Genomic DNA, 16,730 nt, shown 5'->3' with positions numbered 1-16,730 from the left:
CTGAGTAGTCTTTTTTTATCAACAGGTACACCGTTATGATGGACACGCGGGCATCGTTTTTTTGCAATAATGTTTGTCTATTTTCTCACGAGTTCAAAAGAAAATGCCGTCCTGTGCTAGAATAGAGGAAGTAAAAAAGGAGGCCATCATGGCGATTTACCATCCAAATGAACAACCAGCACCATCATACGACAGTCATACGCATTTGAATGACGATGAACTTTACTTTGACGTGCCGGCATATTTAGCAAGAGCACATGAATTTCAAGTAGTTGAAATGAATATTGTCGGCTATAATGCCGTTGGCAACCAGCGAGCCTTAGAAATTGCCCAAGAAAATGACGGGGTTTACGCCATCTTAGGCTACCAGCCTGAAGATACACCTGATTTTGATGAAGCGGCTCTGACAACGCTGACCAAGCAATTGGACCAAGATAAGGTGGTTGCCGTTGGTGAAACTGGTTTGGATTATCACTATGACACCGATAAGAATGTTCAAATGCAGGCCTTTTTGGCGCAAATCAGTTTGGCCAAGGAAAAGGATTTACCGGTTGTGATTCATAACCGCGAAGCCTTTGATGATGTTTACCGGGTTTTGAAGGAACAGAATGTCACCAAGGCGGTGATTCATTCCTTTTCTGGCACTCCAGAACAAGCCAAGGCCTTCGCTGACTTAGGCTATTATATTTCCTTCTCTGGCGTCGTGACCTTCAAAAAAGCGGAAGAAGTTCGCGAAGCAGCCAAGGTTGTGCCATTGGACCAAATTTTGGTGGAAACGGATGCCCCATACTTGGCACCCAGTCCAAACCGTGGTAAGCGCAACGAACCCGGTTGGACCAAGTTCGTCATCGATGATTTGGCCAAGACGCTCTCAATGTCAGCTGATGACCTCGCAACACAAACCAAGCAAAACGCTGAACGGGCTTTTTTGAACCATGAGTGACCGACCAAAAATTAAGGCGATGGTCGTGGTGGAAGGCTGGTCGGACACAAAACGCCTGAGCCAAGCGGTTGACTGTGACACGATTGAAACCAGGGGCTCAGCTCTGGGTGAAGAAGTCATTCTGCGTATTCAAAAGGCAGCCGCGAAGCGGGGGGCCATCGTTTTAACGGACCCTGATTTTAACGGGAACCGGCTCCGGCGTTTAATTACAGAAGCAGTCCCAGCAGTTGCCCAGGCAACAATTAGCCAGGACCAAGGCCGGGCGCAAAAGGACAATCCGCACAAATCCTTGGGGGTGGAGCACGCGCCATTAGATGTATTGGCCGCTTGCCTCGTTGAAGCTGATCAGCAAGTTGGTCAATCGCGACCGGATTCAGACATTGATCGGGAATTTTTGGTGGATTTGGGCTTAATTGGTGGACCAACCGCCAAGGAGAAACGGATTTTGCTCGGTCAAAGCCTACAAATTGGTTATGCCAATGGGAAACAACTGTATCACCGTCTTTTAGCCTATGGCATCATGCAAGAGCAGGTTATGGCGGCCTTGAAAGGAAACATTAATGGAAAAGTCAATTAAAATTGCTAATCCAATGCGGACTCAAGCAATTTTAAATCAGTATGGCCTGCGGGCCAAAAAAAAGTTTGGTCAAAATTTTCTGACTGATCAAAACATTCTGACTGGGATTGTGGATGCGGCAGAGTTGGGTAAAGAGGACGCCGTGGTCGAGATTGGCCCCGGGATTGGTGGCTTAACCGAATACCTGGCCCTGGCTGCCGGTGAAGTCTTAGCCTTTGAAATTGACCGGGATATGGTCAAGGTCTTAAGTGAAACCTTGGCGCCGTATGATAATGTCACGGTTCAAAACGATGATGTCTTAGAGGTTAATCTAAAGAAAACGTTAGCTGAACATTTTGGAGCTGACCGGTCAGTCAAGGTGGTCGCTAATTTGCCATATTACATCACGACACCAATTCTTTTAGGCTTATTGCAGGCACAGATTAACTGGTCTCAATTAGTGGTGATGATGCAAAAGGAAGTTGCTGACCGCTTAACGGCTGAACCAGGGACGAAGGAATATGGTGTTTTGTCGATTACCCTGTCTTACTACGCTAATGTTCAAACTGCGTTGAAAGTGCCACGGACTGCCTTTAACCCAGCACCAAATGTGGATTCGGCCGTTGTTTCTCTCACACCAAGAGAACCTGACCAACCGGTTGATCACCCTGATCAGCTGTTCTCACTGGTTAAGGCAACCTTTGCCCATCGACGGAAGTCGCTTTGGAATAACCTCTTGCAACGTTTCGGCAAAGAGGAAGAAACCAAGGAGCGGTTAACAAAAGCTCTAGACCAATCGAATATTCAACCGGGGGTTCGAGCTGAAAAACTAACCCTCAATCAATTAACGGACTTGTATTTAGCCTTGATGGAACAGGGATTCTACGCAAGTTAACTGTTAACGCTGAAAACTGCATTTTTTGCTAATATTGAACTTTTGTTACTAATGTGTTATAATAGTTCTTGTTTAATGAGAAAGGCGGTCGAAAATGTCAACTTTGGAAGATATTAAGTCGCGCTTGGACGCGCACATAGGCGAAACAGTCACTGTAGTTTCTCAGGCAGGTCGTAAGAAGTTTACGGAGCGTTCCGGAATCTTGCGTTCTACTTTCCCATCACTGTTTGTGGTTGAACTGGATGAAGAAGCTGATTTTGAGCGTGCTTCATACAGTTACACAGACGTCTTAACGAATAACGTGGACATCACGTTTGCCGATTAAGGAAATACATAAAAAGCCCTGACGGGCTTTTTTTGTTGGCCTGGTTTTAAAATGAAAGAGGAGAATGCCATGAGTGCGCAGATTGTTGTTAAAAACTTTACCGCTGCCTTTGGTGATCGCGTGATTTTAAAGGACGTTTCCTTTAAAATCGATGAACACCGCTTTACCGTCATTGTTGGTGAAAATGGGACCGGCAAGACAACTTTAATTAAGGCCTTAATCCAAGAGGTCATTGGTCAAAAACATCCTGGCCATGAAAACAAGAAACAGAAGGGGACGATTGAGGTCAACAGTAAGAGCTTGGCCTACGTACCACAGTTTCGTGACCTGGGAGACGATTACCCGCTGACGATTCGGTCCTTTATTGCTTTAGGGTTGAAGTCGGGCTTGCGTCCCTGGCTGAATACCCATGAAAAATCAGCTATCGACCAGGCCTTGAAGCAAGTTGACTTAGCTGATTTAGCTGATTTACGGCTATCGGATGCCTCTGGTGGGCAGAAGCAACGGGCTTATATTGCCCAAGCTCTTGTCCAAGAACCCGATTTGCTGATTCTAGATGAACCAACGGCTGCTTTGGATGCTAATCACGCTTTGGCACTCGTTAAGAGCGTCCGCGCTCTCCAACAAAGTCGGCAAATTGGTGTTTTGTGGATTTCGCATGATACTTCTTGGGTTAAGGAGTATGCTGATGGTTACCTTTGGCTACATGATGGCCAGATTCAGGGTGGTCAAGCAGCTGATTTGCCAGATGCGGCTGCTTCACAACACCGCCAGGAGGTAAACCATGTTTGATCAAGTTTTTATGCAAAACGCTTTTATTGCTGGCACAGTGATTTCAATTGTTGCTGGAATAGTGGGAACTTTTGTGGTCGCTCGCTCATATAACTTCTTGAGCCATTCTTTAAGTGAAATTGCTTTTGCTGGGGCGGCCTTTGGTTTCTTTATTGGCTGGCCACCACTTTTGGGGATGGTGATTTTTACCATTTTAGCTGCGTTGTCAATTGGAGGATTGGAGAATGCCAAGGTTCGCCAGGATAACGTGACTTCTGCCGTATCAGCCTTTGCCATTGCCTTAGGAATTCTTTTCTTGGCGCTGGGGCACACTGCCAATTCGGCAGCAACCGGCATTTTATTCGGTTCCGTTCTTGGGATTTCACATACTGATTTGTTAATCTTGGCGGGGATGGCCCTGGGTGTCTTCATCGTGATTTTCTTGTTTTACAAGCCATTACGCTTACTGGCTTTTGATGAGGCGGGACTATTACTTTCACGAGGGAAAAAGACCTGGTTGAAAATCCTTTTCTTGGTGGTGATGGCACTGTCCGTGGCCATTTCATCACAACTAGTTGGCTCCTTGTTAATCTTTGTCTTGGTCACTTTGCCGGCAGCATCTGCCCGCTATTATCAGGGTTCTGTTGGCCGTTTGATGACTCTATCGGTCTTCTTCGCTTTGTTCGGAACTTGGACAGGATTGGCTTTGGCTTATGTCACGAATCTGCCAACCTCTGCCTTTATTGCTGGCATTGAAGTGCTGATTTATCTGCTATCAATATGGTTAGCTAAGGAATAAAGTGCATTAGGTCAGCCTTTTTGTAACAAATGTTAAAAAACGCCGGAGTTAAAAACGAATGTTCGTTTTTAACTCCGGTTTTATGCTATAATAGTCGGGATGGAAATTATTATTCTGAGGAGGAAAGGGCAGTATTTTTGCCCACAAAAATACCTATGAAAACACGTCGAGCTGACCGTTTGGTCGATATGTCGCACTATCTATTGGACCACCCGCGCCAACTGATTTCACTAAACTTTTTTGCCGATCGCTATGAAGCGGCAAAATCGTCAATTTCCGAAGATTTGTCAATCATTCGTCGGACCTATAAAGCCCGTGGTACGGGTGAAGTGAAAACCTATCCAGGTGCAGCCGGTGGGGTTTATTACACGCCATTGATGGCGGCTGGTGAGGCTAAAGACTTTGTGGATGGCATTTGCCAAATTGTGAACGATGAATCCCGCGTTTTGCCTGGCGGCTATGTTTACTTATCTGATTTGTTAGGACAGCCAAATGTCCTACGCCAAACCGGACGGTTGATTACGACTCAGTACGTTGGAGAAGAAATTGATGCCGTGATGACTGCCGCAACCAAGGGGATTCCCTTGGCCCAAGCAGTTGCTGATCAATTAAATGTGCCTTTTGTGATCGTTCGTGATGATGCAAAGGTGACGGAAGGTTCAATGATTTCGGTTAATTACTTAACTGGATCGTCAAAGCGCGTTGAAAAGATGGCCTTGTCAAAGCGGTCTTTGAAGGCCGGCGCCCGCGTCTTGATTGTCGATGACTTTATGAAGGCTGGCGGAACCATTCAGGGAATGCAAACGCTGGTTCGTGAATTCGGTGGTACTGTTGTTGGGACTGCTGTCTTTGCTGAAGGTCGGTCAAATGTCCGTTTGTTAGAGGACTATACTTCCTTGTTGCACGTTGAAACAAACTTAGACTCTGGCCAGTCTATTAATGTGCAGCCAGGAAACTATTTTGAAGAAATTTATCAAGGTAAGGAATAAGAAACGATGCAAGCCACAAACGTTGTCATTTTGGCGGCCGGGAACGGTTCGCGGATGAAATCAGACCTACCAAAGGTCTTACACCAAGTTGCCGGTCGGGCAATGGTTGATTGGGTGGTTGCCGCCGTGGCGCCATTGAAGCCAAATAAAATTTTAACGGTTACCGGTGTTGGGGCTAAGCAGGTTCAAGACCACTTAGCTGGGAAGTCCGACTTCGTTGTTCAGGAACAGCAATTAGGAACAGGTCACGCTGTCTTGCAGACCAAGGAGGCATTAGCTGATAATGAGGGTGCGACGCTGATTTTATCAGGGGATACGCCACTCTTTACAACGGAAACGCTTCAAGCTCTTTTGGATGAGCACGCTCGGACAAAGAATGCTGTCACGGTTTTGACAGCCTTTGCCGAAAACCCAACGGGTTATGGCCGAATTGTCCGTGGTGAGGATGAAATGGTCTTGAAGATTGTTGAGGAAAAGGATGCGTCCGTTACGGAACGCCGGATCCAAGAAATCAATACTGGTGTGTACATTTTTGATAACCAGCTCTTGTTTGAGGCTCTTTCACAGGTCGGTAACGATAACGTGCAAGCTGAATATTACCTGCCTGATACGCTCGATATTTTGCGGGAGATGGGGCAACAGATTGGTGCCTACCAGACGATGGACTTTTCTGAGTCAATGGGGGTTAACGATCGTGTTGCTCTGGCTGCGGCCAACAAGATTATGCGGACGCGAATTAACCGCGGGCACATGCAAAATGGTGTTGAATTAATTGACCCCGATAATACCTATATTGATGCTGGTGTTCAAATTGGCAAAGATACGGTGATTGAAGGCAACGTGACGTTGAAGGGGAAGACGGTGATTGGTCAAGACAACGTTTTGACAGCCGGTACTCGAATTGAGGACTCAACTATTGGAGATGAAAACGTGATCACTTCTTCACACCTTGAAGAAGCGCTAGTTGAGAACCAAACAACGATTGGTCCTTATGCCCATCTACGACCATTGGCTGAAATCAAAGACCAGGCGCACCTCGGTAACTTTGTGGAAGTCAAGAAGGCAACGGTTGGCCTTGGTTCTAAGGTTGGTCACCTTTCTTATGTTGGTAATGCCACATTAGGGGCGGATGTGAACGTCGGGGCCGGAACAATTTTCGTCAACTATGACGGCGTGAACAAGTTTGATACGACGGTTGGTGACCGGGTCTTTATCGGTTCGAATACGAAGATTATCGCCCCCGTAACTTTGGCCGATGAAAGCATCACGGCAGCGGGGTCAACGATTACGGATGATGTTGACTTTCATCAAATGGGCATCGCTCGTAGTCGTCAAACAAATAAAGATGATTTTTGGGACAGAATGCCCCATAAAAAAGGATAGGGAAACCTATTCTTTTTTATTTTGGCCAAAAAGAGATAACTTGCCTATCTAATCGACTTTGTTTATAATAAAAATATGGTTATTTAAACTATACCAATATAAAAATTAGAGAAGGAGAAGAAAATGAAGAAGAAATCAATCGGTTGGATACTGGCCCTTTTACTAGTATTCATCTTGGGTGTGGTACTGGTTTTGGGATTAAAGGATCAGGATAAGCATCATTCCAAGAAGATGACCATGTCCAGTAGTCAGATGCAGATATCTTCGTCCTCATCATCGATGGCCATGTCGTCTTCGATGTCTGGCATGGATATGGATGAAAGCTTACCAACTGATTTACCAAAGGCTACTCAACCAAAGTATCCGGTTGGCTCAAAGATTACCTTAGAGGCTGATCATATGACCGGAATGAAGGGCGCCAAGGGAACGGTTGCGGCCGCTTACGACGTCAAACTATATGAGGTCGATTACCAGCCAACTAATGGTGGTAAAAAGGTTAGCGGCCACAAATGGTTAACCAAGGAAGACTTTTCTGATATGATGGACCACCAAGAAGGTGATACGGTCACGTTGACAAGCACTCATATGGCCGGGATGAAGGGAGCAAAAGCAACCATTACGAAGGTAGTCAATGGTCCTGCTTATGCGGTTAGCTATCAGCCAACCAATGGTGGTAAGATGGTCATGAATCACAAGTACTTGGTTGAAAGTGAAATCAAGTCTCGATAACGGAGAGAAATGAAAGGATGGAACGCGATGGATTTTTCAGTACTATACATTGGTAGCGGTCAGGCAAGTTGGAATGGGGCTGTCCCATTGGCTAAGTCTGGCGCTAAGGTGGCCGTGATTGAAGAAAGCCAATACGGTGGTGTTTGCTCAAATAAGGGTTGCAATGCCAAGATTATCTTGGATAAGCCTTTGGAATTGATAAACCGAGTTAAAGACCTCCAGGGACGGGGCATTGATGGTGTCCCAACTGTTAACTGGGAAGACTTGATGGCCCACAAGCACGAATTAATTGTGCCACAGGATGCCCACGGCAAGGAACGGTTGGATAATGTTGGCATTACAACTATCACCGGCCATGCTGAGTTTGTTGATACCCATACGGTGGCTGTCGACGGCAAGACTTATACGGCTGATAAGATTGTGATTGCGACCGGCTTGCGTCCTCACGTTCTGGACGTTCCGGGTCATGAACTTTTTGAAAATTCGACCGATTTTCTTTCATTGCCACACATGCCCAAGCATGTGACGATTTTGGGTGGCGGTTTCGTTGCCATTGAATTTGCGACAATTGCTAACGCCGTCGGGGCCCAGGTTGATGTGATTACTCGCTCAAATCGTCTGTTGCGTCAGTTCCCAGCTCAGTATGTGGCAGAAGTCCAGGCTGATTTGAAGGCCCGTGGCGTTCGCTTTATTCCTGATATGAACATCAAGAGCGCTGAAAAGACTGCGGCTGGCCAAATTGCCTTGACCGGTGACCATGAATTCCAATTGACAACCGATTATGTCTTGGATGCGACCGGCCGTGTGCCAAACCATGACCAGTTGAACCTGGAGGCCATCGGGATTGAAGCTAACCAGCGTGGGATTGTGGTTAACGAATACCTACAAACATCCGTTGAAAACATTTATGCAGCCGGTGACGCCATCGACAAGCAGGTGCCAAAGTTGACACCAACCGCAGCCTTTGAATCCCGTTATTTGACTGCTCGATTTAAGGGTGATAATGATGGCCCAATCGTCTATCCAGCTATTTCGGAAGTGGTCTTCACGTCGCCACGAATTGCCCAGGTTGGGGTACACCTTGACCAGGCCTTGGCAGAACCTGACCGTTATGAAGTCACGGAGGCCTCTTATGATGGTGACTGGTATCGTCAGGTTGAAAATGAGCAGGGGGCTAAGCTCTCACTGATTTTTGATAAGAACAGCAAGGCCTTGGTTGGTGCAGCAGAAAAGTCGAATAATGCTGACAATACCATTAACACGATTGTGCCTTACATCCAAATGAAGATGACCAAGGAACAGTTGAACGACTTAGTTTATGTTTTCCCATCAATCGAGTACACTTTGCAACGGCGGTTGCCACTCGTCTGATTTTGATAAAAGTGTTTAATGAGTATAGCGGATTATGCTATACTTTTTTTATTAGAAACAAGGGGAGTGACAGACTATGTCAATCAATGGCCAAGCCATTATCGATCAAATTGAAGAACAAAATTATGCTCAAGAAACCTTAGCAGTCAAGGATGGCCAGAGCATTGATTTGGATGCCCTTTTTTCAGCCTTTTTGCCTTTAGCCCAAAAGGAAAACCTGGCATTGGCCAAGGCGGATATCGACGGTGGCATCGAAGAAGGGGGCACAACCTTTTCTTTGGAAGTCAACGTGATTAACTTACCGTTGCGCTATGCCAATCAGGAGAAAAAATTGGTTTATGCCGATCAGGACTATGAGCTGCAGGTTTATACAATCGTTGATAACCTCAATGTCTCCAAGTCACGGTTAAAGATTGCTAAATTGTCTTCATTAGCGGCCCTGCTAGATGACAGTGATGGGGTCTTTGCTAAGGCTGCTGCTTGGTTCGATGACCAGTTGCAGGTTATCTTGGAAAATCAGCAGCAAGCCGAACAGGAGGCTGCTGAAGCTGCCCAAAAGGCTGATGAAGAGCAAGCTGCAGAGGAGAAAAAATGACGTTACCAAAACCAGCCAAAGCGGCCATTAATGGTTTGATTTGGGTGGTAATTGTGTTAACATTTCAAATACTGCACTGGACGTCATTACCGCTGCAGATAGTATTGATTGTGGTATTGATTGTGGAAATGCAAGCTTTAAAGGCACTCTTTACGTATCTTGAAAAGGGTAAAAAGCGTCAGTAAAAAAGCAGCCGAGCATGGCTGCTTTTTTAGTCAAATTTGATTTTAGCTGACAAGTGGTAGGAAGTATGGTCTTTTTCCACCGTAGCCTTTAAGACCTTTGGGTTGGCGGTATGGGCTTGAGCGATGAGCTCGCCGAGGTCATAAGCCTCAATGACAGCCTTTACTAGTTCTTTTGGACTTTGCCCCATGTCGGGTAGGGCCAGGTCCTCCCAGTCACGGTCTTTTGCTGGGCCCATTTGGACCAGTTCTTTTGTTTTAATCTGTTCAATGATAATCATGTGCCTATTATACGGTCTGGTAGTTTGGGTGTAAAGACTGGTTCCATGAGGCATGCTTGCTTTTTGCTGGGAAATCTGGCATAATAAAGGCATGCGATGAGTCGAATGCGTTTTTAGAACGCACACGCGGCCTACTGTATTAAATTACTAGCCACGGATTTGGCGTAGGTGGTAATGGTATTGTGGAATTCCATTATCTCACCATGACTATCAGTATTTGACTGAGGTGACGTAGACTTACTTGGACTTTGTTCAAGTCGCCCGTCAGAGCGTATCTGGCATGCCAAACTAAGCAGCTAACTTCGGTTAGCTGTTTTTTTATTGGCTGATTTCTCTGGTATAATATGTACTAAGAATGCGTTCTAGGAGGCCTTAATGGCAGATTCGTCACAGTACCTGACAGTCGGTGCGTTAACCGGCTATTTGAAAGCAAAATTTGACCGTGATCCATACTTGGCAAAGGTCTATCTAACGGGGGAAATTTCGAACTTAGGTAATCGAAAGGGCCGTCACTTATATTTTTCTTTGAAGGATCCAGATGGTAAATCAGTCATCCGCGCAACGATGTTTTCCTATGCATCACGACTGAAGTTTGAACCCAAGGAGGGAATGAAGGTCCTCGCCATTGGCCGCGTGCAGGTTTATGAACCATCCGGTTCGTACTCGATTATTTTAGACCAAATGACACCCGATGGGATTGGGGACCTCTTCTTAGCTTTAAATCAGTTAAAGGAAAAGCTCAGCCAAGAGGGACTCTTTGCCCAAGAAAAGAAGGCTTTGCCACTCCTCCCCAAAAAGATTGCCGTGATTACTTCACCAACGGGGGCCGTCGTGGAAGACGTTGCCAAGACGGTTGAGCGGCGCTTGCCGGATGCTCAGGTAATCTTGTTACCGGCCGTTGTCCAGGGTGAGGGCGCAGTACCGTCGTTACTGAAACAACTGAACCGAATCGACGACCTTGGCTTTGACACGGTCATTATTGGTCGAGGTGGTGGGTCGATTGAGGACCTCTGGGCCTTTAACGATGAAGCCCTTGTGCGCAAGGTGGCAGCTTTAAAGACGCCGGTGATTGCTTCGGTTGGTCATGAAACGGACAATACATTGGTCGACTTGGTGGCCGATCGCCGAGCGGCGACACCAACGGCTGCCGCTGAACTCGCAACACCGGTTACTCGGCAAAATATTCTTGATCGCTTGTTTGAATTGAAGGCACGCTTGGTGGTTGCTGGCCGGCAAACTGTTGCCCAACGCCAGCAGGTTTTAGATCAAATTGTTAATCGACCAATTATGCAGCAACCAGACCGGCTATACGCCGCTTATCAGCAGGAAGTTGATCAGTTGACGAGTCGGCTTGGTCGCGGCTTTAGTCGTCAGCTCGAACAAAAACAATACCGCTTCCAACAGGCCAAAAATAGCCTAGTCAAGGAACAACAGCAATTGCTACGACCTTACCAGGAGGCCCTCGCTTTGGCCAGCACGAAGTTGGACTTAGTGTCACCACTGAAAATTTTATCGGCTGGTTACACGATTGTGAAGGGACCAAAAAATCAGGTCATCAAGCAAAAAACTGATTTACAAGTTGGAGACCAAGTTCACTTAACCTTTGCGGACGGCGAAGTGCCCGCTCAAATTACAGGAGAATAAAATGGCTGAAAAAGTATCATTTGAAGACAAGTTAAAACAACTCGAAGTCATCGTGTCGGCTTTGGAAAAGGGCGACCGTCCCTTGGAAACGGCTTTAACGGACTTTCAGACGGGGGTCGCACTAGCTAAGGATTTGCAGAAGACCTTGCAGGATGCCGAAAAAACCTTGGCTAAGGTCATGGATGATGATGGCAATTTGACGGATTTGGAATTAACCAACAATGACTAAATTTAACGATTTTTCAGAAAAATATCAGCCACAAGTTAACGCGGCTTTAAAAGCCGAGGTGGCTCAGCAGGTCTCTAATCAGTCCTCTAGTGACTGGGGGCAGATGCTGACCTATGCGCTCCTAACGCCTGGCAAGCGCCTGCGGCCGCTGTTAGCTTTGGCCGTTGTTGATTCCTTTGGTCAAGAAATCACGGCCGATGCCATTCAAGCCGCTACGGCTCTCGAATGGGTTCATGCCTATTCCTTGGTCCACGATGACTTGCCGGAAATGGATAACGATGCTTACCGTCGGGGACAGTTATCTGTCCATGCGCTTTATGGCCCAGCGAGTGCTGTTTTGGTTGGGGATGCACTGCAGGCGGGCGCCTTTTCTCTCTTGGCTGCTTTGACGGGCGTTAATGCCGAGCAAAAGGTCGCCATGGTCGCAACGTTGGCCGAAAAGGCCGGTGCCAATGGCATGGTTTTGGGGCAGGTCTTAGACATGCAAAATCATGATATCAATGAGGACCAGGTGGCGCTCGCGGCCGTTTTAGACCAGGTCTACCAAAAGAAGACGGCTGATTTGTTGCAGGCGGCTGCTTTGATTGGTGGCCATTATGCCAACCTTGCAGATAAAGACTTAGACCGTTTGGCTGATTTTGCCGGTGCTTTTGGCCTGCTCTTCCAAATCCAAGATGACTTGGATGACTATGACCAAGATCAAGAAGAAGGCGTTGTCTCATTGGTTCACTTGGTTGGATTAGACCAGGCGCATGACTTGGTTGTGCAGTTGACGAAGCGGGCAAATCAGGCTCTTGCTGATTTGACCCAGGAAAATAAAAACTTTGATTCAGAATTATTAACGAGCCTTTTGGCTAAAATTGGAGCGTAAATCGTGGCAGTAGCAAAAGAACGTGTGGACGTCTTACTCGTCCAACAGGGACTCTTTACCTCTCGAGAACAGGCAAAGCGAGCCATTATGGCCGGGCAAATTCTTGGCGAAAATGAGCAGCGTCTGGATAAGGCTGGTGAAAAAATTCCTGTCACAACTGAATTACACTTTAAGGGTGAACCACTGCCCTTTGTCTCGCGTGGCGGTTATAAATTGGTAAAGGCCATCGAAACCTTTGGCCTAGCCATGGCCGACCAGATTGTCTTAGACATCGGTTCTTCCACGGGTGGCTTTACGGATGTGTCACTGCAAAATGGTGCTGCCCACGTCTATGCATTGGATGTTGGGACCAACCAGTTAGCCTGGAAACTGCGGATTGATGACCGCGTGACGGTGATGGAAAACACTAATTTCCGCTATGCCAAGTTGGCCGACTTTATGGAAGGCCAGCCAACTCGGGCAACCATTGATGTTTCCTTTATCTCACTGTCGCTGATTTTACCAACCTTAAAGGACATTATTGCCCAGGGCGGGGAAGTAGCAGCATTGATCAAGCCTCAATTTGAGGCGGGTCGGGAAGCTGTTGGTAAGCACGGCATCATCAAAGACCCGGCTGTTCATCGCCAGGTCTTGGCTGCAACTTTGCCAATGATGGTGGAAAATGGTTTTACCGTGGCTGGCTTAACCTACTCACCAATTAAGGGTGGGCAGGGAAATATTGAATTTTTGGCCTGGCTTAAGCGGTCTGATGAGGCCCAAATTGATCCAAGTGTCGCAATTGACGAAGTGGTTGATGCGGCACACGGTCAGTTAGACCAGGCTGGCAACTAAAACTGACTGGTAGAAAGGATGCAGGATGCTTGAACAATTAACCATACAAAATTTTGCGATTATTGACCAAGTGGACTTGTCATTTGACGACCAATTAACCGTTTTAACAGGTGAGACTGGTGCCGGAAAATCAATCATTATTGATGCTTTGGCCATGGTCACCGGTGGACGGGCCAGTACGGAAATGATTCGTAAGGGAGCCGACAAGGCTGTTTTGCAGGCTGTTTTTTCCCTTGTGGGTGACCGAGCTGCCGGCTTGCGGGAACAATTGAGTGCTGCTGGAATTGAACTTAGTGATGATCAGGTGGTTATTTACCGCGAGTTTAACCACAAGGGCCGGTCAATCGTCCGCATTAACGGCGTAATCGTGCCCCTCAAGGTGCTGTCCGAATTCGGGTCGCAGCTGGTTGAAATTCAGGGCCAGCATGATACCTCCTTGCTGTTAAATCAGGACCACCATTTAGACTTGTTGGACCAGTTTGCCGAGGCTGATTTAAGCCAGGCTAAGAACGAGTATCAGCAGCTTTTTTACCGCTACCGTGATATTACCCGCCAGATTGATCAATTGAAAAATCGGCGGCAGGATATTAACCAGCGACTGGACCTGCTTTCCTTTCAGCAAGAGGAGCTGAAGGAGGCCAATTTACAGCCAGGAGAAGAAGACCAGCTGTTGGCTGATCGGAGCAAGCTAGCAAATCATAAAAAGATTGCGGATGCTTTGGACCAGGCGCAGCAGGCCTTGAATCCAGGATTGGATGGCGGCGCGATCGATCTTTTGGCTGCCGCTCATCAAGCGATGACCCAGGCCGCTGCTTATGACTCAGACTTTGAAAACTTGACTCAATCGTTGTCGGAGGCCTATTACGCCGCTCAGGACGCAGGTCGCGATTTAGACGAGGCGGTTTCTGATTTGACATTTGACGAAGGAGCCCTCGTTGAAATCGACGACCGCTTGCAGGTGATTCATAACCTGAAGCGAAAGTACGGCGACTCCGTTGATGAAATTTTAGCCTTCCAGCAAAAGGTTGATCGTGAATTGGCCGACTTGGACGGCGGTTCCTTCGATTTGGAATCACTGACGAAGGAAAAAGAAACCATCAAGGGGAAGATTGTGGCTGCTGCCCAAGCGCTGACAAAAAGCCGACAAAAGGTGGCTAAGAAGTTGGAGAAGGCGGTTAACCGCGAATTGGCGGACTTGCTGATGGAACAGGCCTACTTTGAGGTCCAATTTACGCCCGTGACGGGCTTTTTGCCTAGTGGGGCGGATAAGGTTGCCTTCTTTGTTCAAACCAACCAGGGTGAGGGCACTAAGCCCCTAGAAAAGGCCGCATCTGGTGGGGAGGCCTCCCGATTGATGTTGGCCTTGAAAACAATTTTTATTGCCCAACATGGTCTACCAACGGTTGTCTTTGACGAAATTGATACTGGCGTTTCCGGTCGGGTTGGTTCCGCTATTGCCAAGAAGATGCAAACCATTGCTGAGAAGACCCAGGTCATGGCCATTACCCACTTGCCTCAAGTTGCTGCTGCGGCCACCCACCATTTCTTGATTGAGAAGTTCAATCAAAATGATCGAACGGTGACGCAGGTTAAGGACCTACCAGAAAATCAGCGTGATGAAGCGATTGCGATGATGCTTTCTGGCAATCAGGTAACCGATGCCGCTTTGGCAAACGCCAAGGATTTGCGGGCAAAGGCACAGGGATAAAAATAAACACTAAAAAAGCGTTGGAAATTTAAATTTCCAACGCTTTTTGTGTAGTAATCATTAAGCTGATTTAGCTATGGGTTGAGTACAAGAACAAGACGAAGATAACGGCCAAGAGGTACATCAACCAGTTAACTTCCTTTGCACGCTTTGTAGCAATCATTGTGATTGGGTAAACGATAAAGCCAAGGGCGATACCGTCTGAGATTGAATAAGTTAATGGCATACCAACAACAACCAAGAAGGCAGGGGCAGCAACAGCCAAGTCGTCCCACTTAATCTTCTGCAAGTTTTTGGCCATCATGATTCCAACAATCACCAAGGCAGGGGCAGTCACGGCATCCGTAACCACTGACAACAATGGTGAGAAGATCAAGGCAGCGAAGAAGAGCAAACCAGTCACAACAGAAGTCAAACCAGAACGGCCACCAACGGCGATTCCTGATGATGATTCAACGTAAGCTGAAGTTGGTGAAGTTCCCAAAACGGCTCCGGCAGTCATTCCAACGGCATCGGCCATCAAGGCCTTACCGGCACGAGGCATCTTGTTGTTTTCCATGAAGCCAGCTTGTTCGGCCAAACCAATCAAAGTACCAGCCGTATCGAAGAAAGTAACAATCAAGAAGGTCAAGACGACAACCCACATTTGGAAGGTGTCGATGTGGCCAAGATAATTGATTGATTCTCCAAAGGTTGGCTTCAAAGAAGGAACAGAACCGATGATTGAGCTTGGCATCTTAATCAAGCCGAAGATGAAGCCAACGATTGTTGTGCCAATCATTCCAACGAAGATGGCAGCTGGTGTGTTCACGGCCAACAAAACCAAAGTCAAGACGATTCCGAAAATAGCTAAGAGTGTGTTGGCGTTTGTCAATGAGCCCATGGCAACCATTGTATCCTTGTTTGCGACAACCAAACCGGCGTTGTGCAAACCAATGAAGGCGATGAAAAGGCCAATTCCAGCGGCGATAGCAATCTTTAAGTCAGAAGGAATCGCATCGATGATTTTTTCACGAATCTTAAACATTGTTAAGAGCAAAAAGATAACGGCGGCAACTAAGATACCGGCCATTGCAGTTTGCCACTTGACACCCATACCGATAACAACGGAATAGGCGAAGAAGGCGTTGACACCCAAACCTGGGGCAATCGCGATTGGGTAACGGGCAACCAGACCCATGAAGATTGTGGCGATTCCAGAGGCCAAGGCAGTGGCCGTAAAGACGGCCCCCTTGTTCATGCCAGCGTCACCAAGGACAGTTGGATTCAAGAACAAGATGTATGACATGGCTACGAAAGTAGTCAAGCCGGCAACGACTTCTTTTCGAAAAGAAGTGCCCAGTTTTTCAAACTGGAAGTATGATGAGAGAAAGGACATAAGTGACTCCTTATAATATTTTTCCTACCTGAATATTTTAGCAAGAAATGTTTGCTTTGTCTGAGTGAAATGCACAAAATTCCTTAATAAAGACGAACATTAAATAAAAGTAAAACTAATTGTTCACTTTTTATAATTTTAAATTTTAATGATAATCATTTAAATCTCAGAAAATGTAGCACATCGCTTATATATGGCACTTTCTTTTTTAAAGCGAAATCCAAGCTGATTTTTCATTGCACCTGGTGAT

The 16,730-nt window shown here is 46.8% G+C and carries 19 protein-coding genes; 17 read left to right on the top strand and 2 right to left on the bottom strand.

The features are described 5' to 3' along the window. The first annotated feature begins 148 nt into the window (after positions 1–148). The 12 genes from AOQ32_RS03225 to AOQ32_RS03170 all read left to right on the top strand — a co-directional run bounded on the left by AOQ32_RS03225 (position 149) and on the right by AOQ32_RS03170 (position 9,541). On the top strand, positions 149–943 hold the full coding sequence (locus AOQ32_RS03225) for a TatD family hydrolase (RefSeq protein WP_059393567.1): 795 nt from the start codon (positions 149–151) through the stop codon (positions 941–943). Then, positions 936–1,520 (top strand): ribonuclease M5, encoded by a 585-nt coding sequence (gene rnmV / locus AOQ32_RS03220; protein ID WP_059393566.1) that lies wholly within the window; start codon positions 936–938, stop codon positions 1,518–1,520. Before AOQ32_RS03225 ends, rnmV begins: the two co-directional genes overlap by 8 nt. Further along, on the top strand, positions 1,504–2,394 hold the full coding sequence (gene rsmA, locus AOQ32_RS03215) for a 16S rRNA (adenine(1518)-N(6)/adenine(1519)-N(6))-dimethyltransferase RsmA (protein ID WP_059393565.1): 891 nt from the start codon (positions 1,504–1,506) through the stop codon (positions 2,392–2,394). The genes rnmV and rsmA overlap by 17 nt, the downstream gene beginning before the upstream one ends. 94 nt (positions 2,395–2,488) lie before the next feature. After that, entirely contained in the window at positions 2,489–2,719 is a 231-nt protein-coding gene (locus tag AOQ32_RS03210) for a Veg family protein (RefSeq protein WP_047975277.1), read from the top strand. A 69-nt stretch (positions 2,720–2,788) separates the two neighbouring features. Beyond that, complete coding sequence (locus tag AOQ32_RS03205) at positions 2,789–3,511, top strand: metal ABC transporter ATP-binding protein (RefSeq protein WP_059393564.1); 723 nt, start codon at positions 2,789–2,791, stop codon at positions 3,509–3,511. Beyond that, entirely contained in the window at positions 3,504–4,289 is a 786-nt protein-coding gene (locus AOQ32_RS03200) for a metal ABC transporter permease (RefSeq protein ID WP_059393563.1), read from the top strand. Before AOQ32_RS03205 ends, AOQ32_RS03200 begins: the two co-directional genes overlap by 8 nt. A 155-nt stretch (positions 4,290–4,444) precedes the next feature. After that, the gene (gene purR / locus AOQ32_RS03195; RefSeq protein WP_047975274.1) at positions 4,445–5,278 is read left to right on the top strand and encodes a pur operon repressor; all 834 of its coding nucleotides are present in this window, start codon (positions 4,445–4,447) and stop codon (positions 5,276–5,278) included. Between the two features lie 6 nt (positions 5,279–5,284). Continuing rightward, positions 5,285–6,661, top strand: coding sequence for a bifunctional UDP-N-acetylglucosamine diphosphorylase/glucosamine-1-phosphate N-acetyltransferase GlmU (gene glmU / locus AOQ32_RS03190; protein WP_083994379.1), 1,377 nt, complete (start codon positions 5,285–5,287; stop codon positions 6,659–6,661). A gap of 123 nt (positions 6,662–6,784) precedes the next feature. Continuing rightward, positions 6,785–7,390: a YdhK family protein gene (locus AOQ32_RS03185; protein WP_242976714.1), complete on the top strand. Its 606-nt coding sequence runs from the start codon at positions 6,785–6,787 to the stop codon at positions 7,388–7,390. A 27-nt stretch (positions 7,391–7,417) separates the two neighbouring features. Further along, positions 7,418–8,761: a dihydrolipoyl dehydrogenase family protein gene (locus AOQ32_RS03180; protein ID WP_059393562.1), complete on the top strand. Its 1,344-nt coding sequence runs from the start codon at positions 7,418–7,420 to the stop codon at positions 8,759–8,761. Positions 8,762–8,837: 76 nt separating this feature from the next. Then, a complete protein-coding gene (locus AOQ32_RS03175) occupies positions 8,838–9,356 on the top strand; it encodes a hypothetical protein (RefSeq protein WP_059393561.1) in 519 nt (172 codons plus the stop codon). Further along, complete coding sequence (locus AOQ32_RS03170) at positions 9,353–9,541, top strand: hypothetical protein (RefSeq protein WP_059393560.1); 189 nt, start codon at positions 9,353–9,355, stop codon at positions 9,539–9,541. The genes AOQ32_RS03175 and AOQ32_RS03170 overlap by 4 nt, the downstream gene beginning before the upstream one ends. A 26-nt stretch (positions 9,542–9,567) precedes the next feature. Here AOQ32_RS03170 and AOQ32_RS03165 read toward each other — a convergent pair whose 3' ends face one another. Beyond that, entirely contained in the window at positions 9,568–9,819 is a 252-nt protein-coding gene (locus tag AOQ32_RS03165) for a hypothetical protein (RefSeq protein WP_059393559.1), read from the bottom strand. A gap of 375 nt (positions 9,820–10,194) precedes the next feature. Here AOQ32_RS03165 and xseA point away from each other — a divergent pair, with 375 nt between their 5' ends. From xseA to recN, 5 genes are read left to right on the top strand one after another with little or no spacing between them, the layout of a single operon-like run. Beyond that, positions 10,195–11,463 carry an exodeoxyribonuclease VII large subunit gene (gene xseA, locus AOQ32_RS03160; protein ID WP_059393558.1) on the top strand — a complete coding sequence of 423 codons (1,269 nt, stop codon included), beginning with the start codon at positions 10,195–10,197 and terminating at the stop codon, positions 11,461–11,463. 1 nt (position 11,464) lies between these two features. Continuing rightward, on the top strand, positions 11,465–11,692 hold the full coding sequence (locus AOQ32_RS03155) for an exodeoxyribonuclease VII small subunit (RefSeq protein ID WP_047975268.1): 228 nt from the start codon (positions 11,465–11,467) through the stop codon (positions 11,690–11,692). Then, positions 11,685–12,563 (top strand): polyprenyl synthetase family protein, encoded by an 879-nt coding sequence (locus tag AOQ32_RS03150; protein ID WP_059393557.1) that lies wholly within the window; start codon positions 11,685–11,687, stop codon positions 12,561–12,563. Before AOQ32_RS03155 ends, AOQ32_RS03150 begins: the two co-directional genes overlap by 8 nt. Further along, entirely contained in the window at positions 12,564–13,394 is an 831-nt protein-coding gene (locus tag AOQ32_RS03145) for a TlyA family RNA methyltransferase (RefSeq protein ID WP_059393556.1), read from the top strand. It begins immediately after the preceding gene. Positions 13,395–13,419: 25 nt separating this feature from the next. Then, complete coding sequence (gene recN, locus AOQ32_RS03140) at positions 13,420–15,102, top strand: DNA repair protein RecN (RefSeq protein ID WP_059393555.1); 1,683 nt, start codon at positions 13,420–13,422, stop codon at positions 15,100–15,102. Positions 15,103–15,172: 70 nt separating this feature from the next. Here the strand turns inward: recN and AOQ32_RS03135 are convergent, their stop codons facing one another. After that, complete coding sequence (locus tag AOQ32_RS03135; RefSeq protein ID WP_059393554.1) at positions 15,173–16,480, bottom strand: NCS2 family permease; 1,308 nt, start codon at positions 16,478–16,480, stop codon at positions 15,173–15,175. Positions 16,481–16,730 lie beyond the last annotated feature (250 nt).

It is taken from the genome of Fructobacillus tropaeoli (assembly GCF_001047135.2).
Classification (GTDB): domain Bacteria; phylum Bacillota; class Bacilli; order Lactobacillales; family Lactobacillaceae; genus Fructobacillus; species Fructobacillus tropaeoli.
This window is presented reverse-complemented; position numbering and strand designations above follow the sequence as displayed.

What these genes read in the sequence shown, in the direction of transcription:
- AOQ32_RS03225 (WP_059393567.1), top strand. Translation starts at nt 149, where the DNA reads ATGGCGATTTACCATCCAAATGAACAACCAGCACCATCATACGACAGT.
- rnmV (WP_059393566.1), top strand. Translation starts at nt 936, where the DNA reads ATGAGTGACCGACCAAAAATTAAGGCGATGGTCGTGGTGGAAGGCTGG.
- rsmA (WP_059393565.1), top strand. Translation starts at nt 1,504, where the DNA reads ATGGAAAAGTCAATTAAAATTGCTAATCCAATGCGGACTCAAGCAATT.
- AOQ32_RS03210 (WP_047975277.1), top strand. Translation starts at nt 2,489, where the DNA reads ATGTCAACTTTGGAAGATATTAAGTCGCGCTTGGACGCGCACATAGGC.
- AOQ32_RS03205 (WP_059393564.1), top strand. Translation starts at nt 2,789, where the DNA reads ATGAGTGCGCAGATTGTTGTTAAAAACTTTACCGCTGCCTTTGGTGAT.
- AOQ32_RS03200 (WP_059393563.1), top strand. Translation starts at nt 3,504, where the DNA reads ATGTTTGATCAAGTTTTTATGCAAAACGCTTTTATTGCTGGCACAGTG.
- purR (WP_047975274.1), top strand. Translation starts at nt 4,445, where the DNA reads ATGAAAACACGTCGAGCTGACCGTTTGGTCGATATGTCGCACTATCTA.
- glmU (WP_083994379.1), top strand. Translation starts at nt 5,285, where the DNA reads ATGCAAGCCACAAACGTTGTCATTTTGGCGGCCGGGAACGGTTCGCGG.
- AOQ32_RS03185 (WP_242976714.1), top strand. Translation starts at nt 6,785, where the DNA reads ATGAAGAAGAAATCAATCGGTTGGATACTGGCCCTTTTACTAGTATTC.
- AOQ32_RS03180 (WP_059393562.1), top strand. Translation starts at nt 7,418, where the DNA reads ATGGATTTTTCAGTACTATACATTGGTAGCGGTCAGGCAAGTTGGAAT.
- AOQ32_RS03175 (WP_059393561.1), top strand. Translation starts at nt 8,838, where the DNA reads ATGTCAATCAATGGCCAAGCCATTATCGATCAAATTGAAGAACAAAAT.
- AOQ32_RS03170 (WP_059393560.1), top strand. Translation starts at nt 9,353, where the DNA reads ATGACGTTACCAAAACCAGCCAAAGCGGCCATTAATGGTTTGATTTGG.
- AOQ32_RS03165 (WP_059393559.1), bottom strand. Translation starts at nt 9,819, where the DNA reads ATGATTATCATTGAACAGATTAAAACAAAAGAACTGGTCCAAATGGGC.
- xseA (WP_059393558.1), top strand. Translation starts at nt 10,195, where the DNA reads ATGGCAGATTCGTCACAGTACCTGACAGTCGGTGCGTTAACCGGCTAT.
- AOQ32_RS03155 (WP_047975268.1), top strand. Translation starts at nt 11,465, where the DNA reads ATGGCTGAAAAAGTATCATTTGAAGACAAGTTAAAACAACTCGAAGTC.
- AOQ32_RS03150 (WP_059393557.1), top strand. Translation starts at nt 11,685, where the DNA reads ATGACTAAATTTAACGATTTTTCAGAAAAATATCAGCCACAAGTTAAC.
- recN (WP_059393555.1), top strand. Translation starts at nt 13,420, where the DNA reads ATGCTTGAACAATTAACCATACAAAATTTTGCGATTATTGACCAAGTG.
- AOQ32_RS03135 (WP_059393554.1), bottom strand. Translation starts at nt 16,480, where the DNA reads ATGTCCTTTCTCTCATCATACTTCCAGTTTGAAAAACTGGGCACTTCT.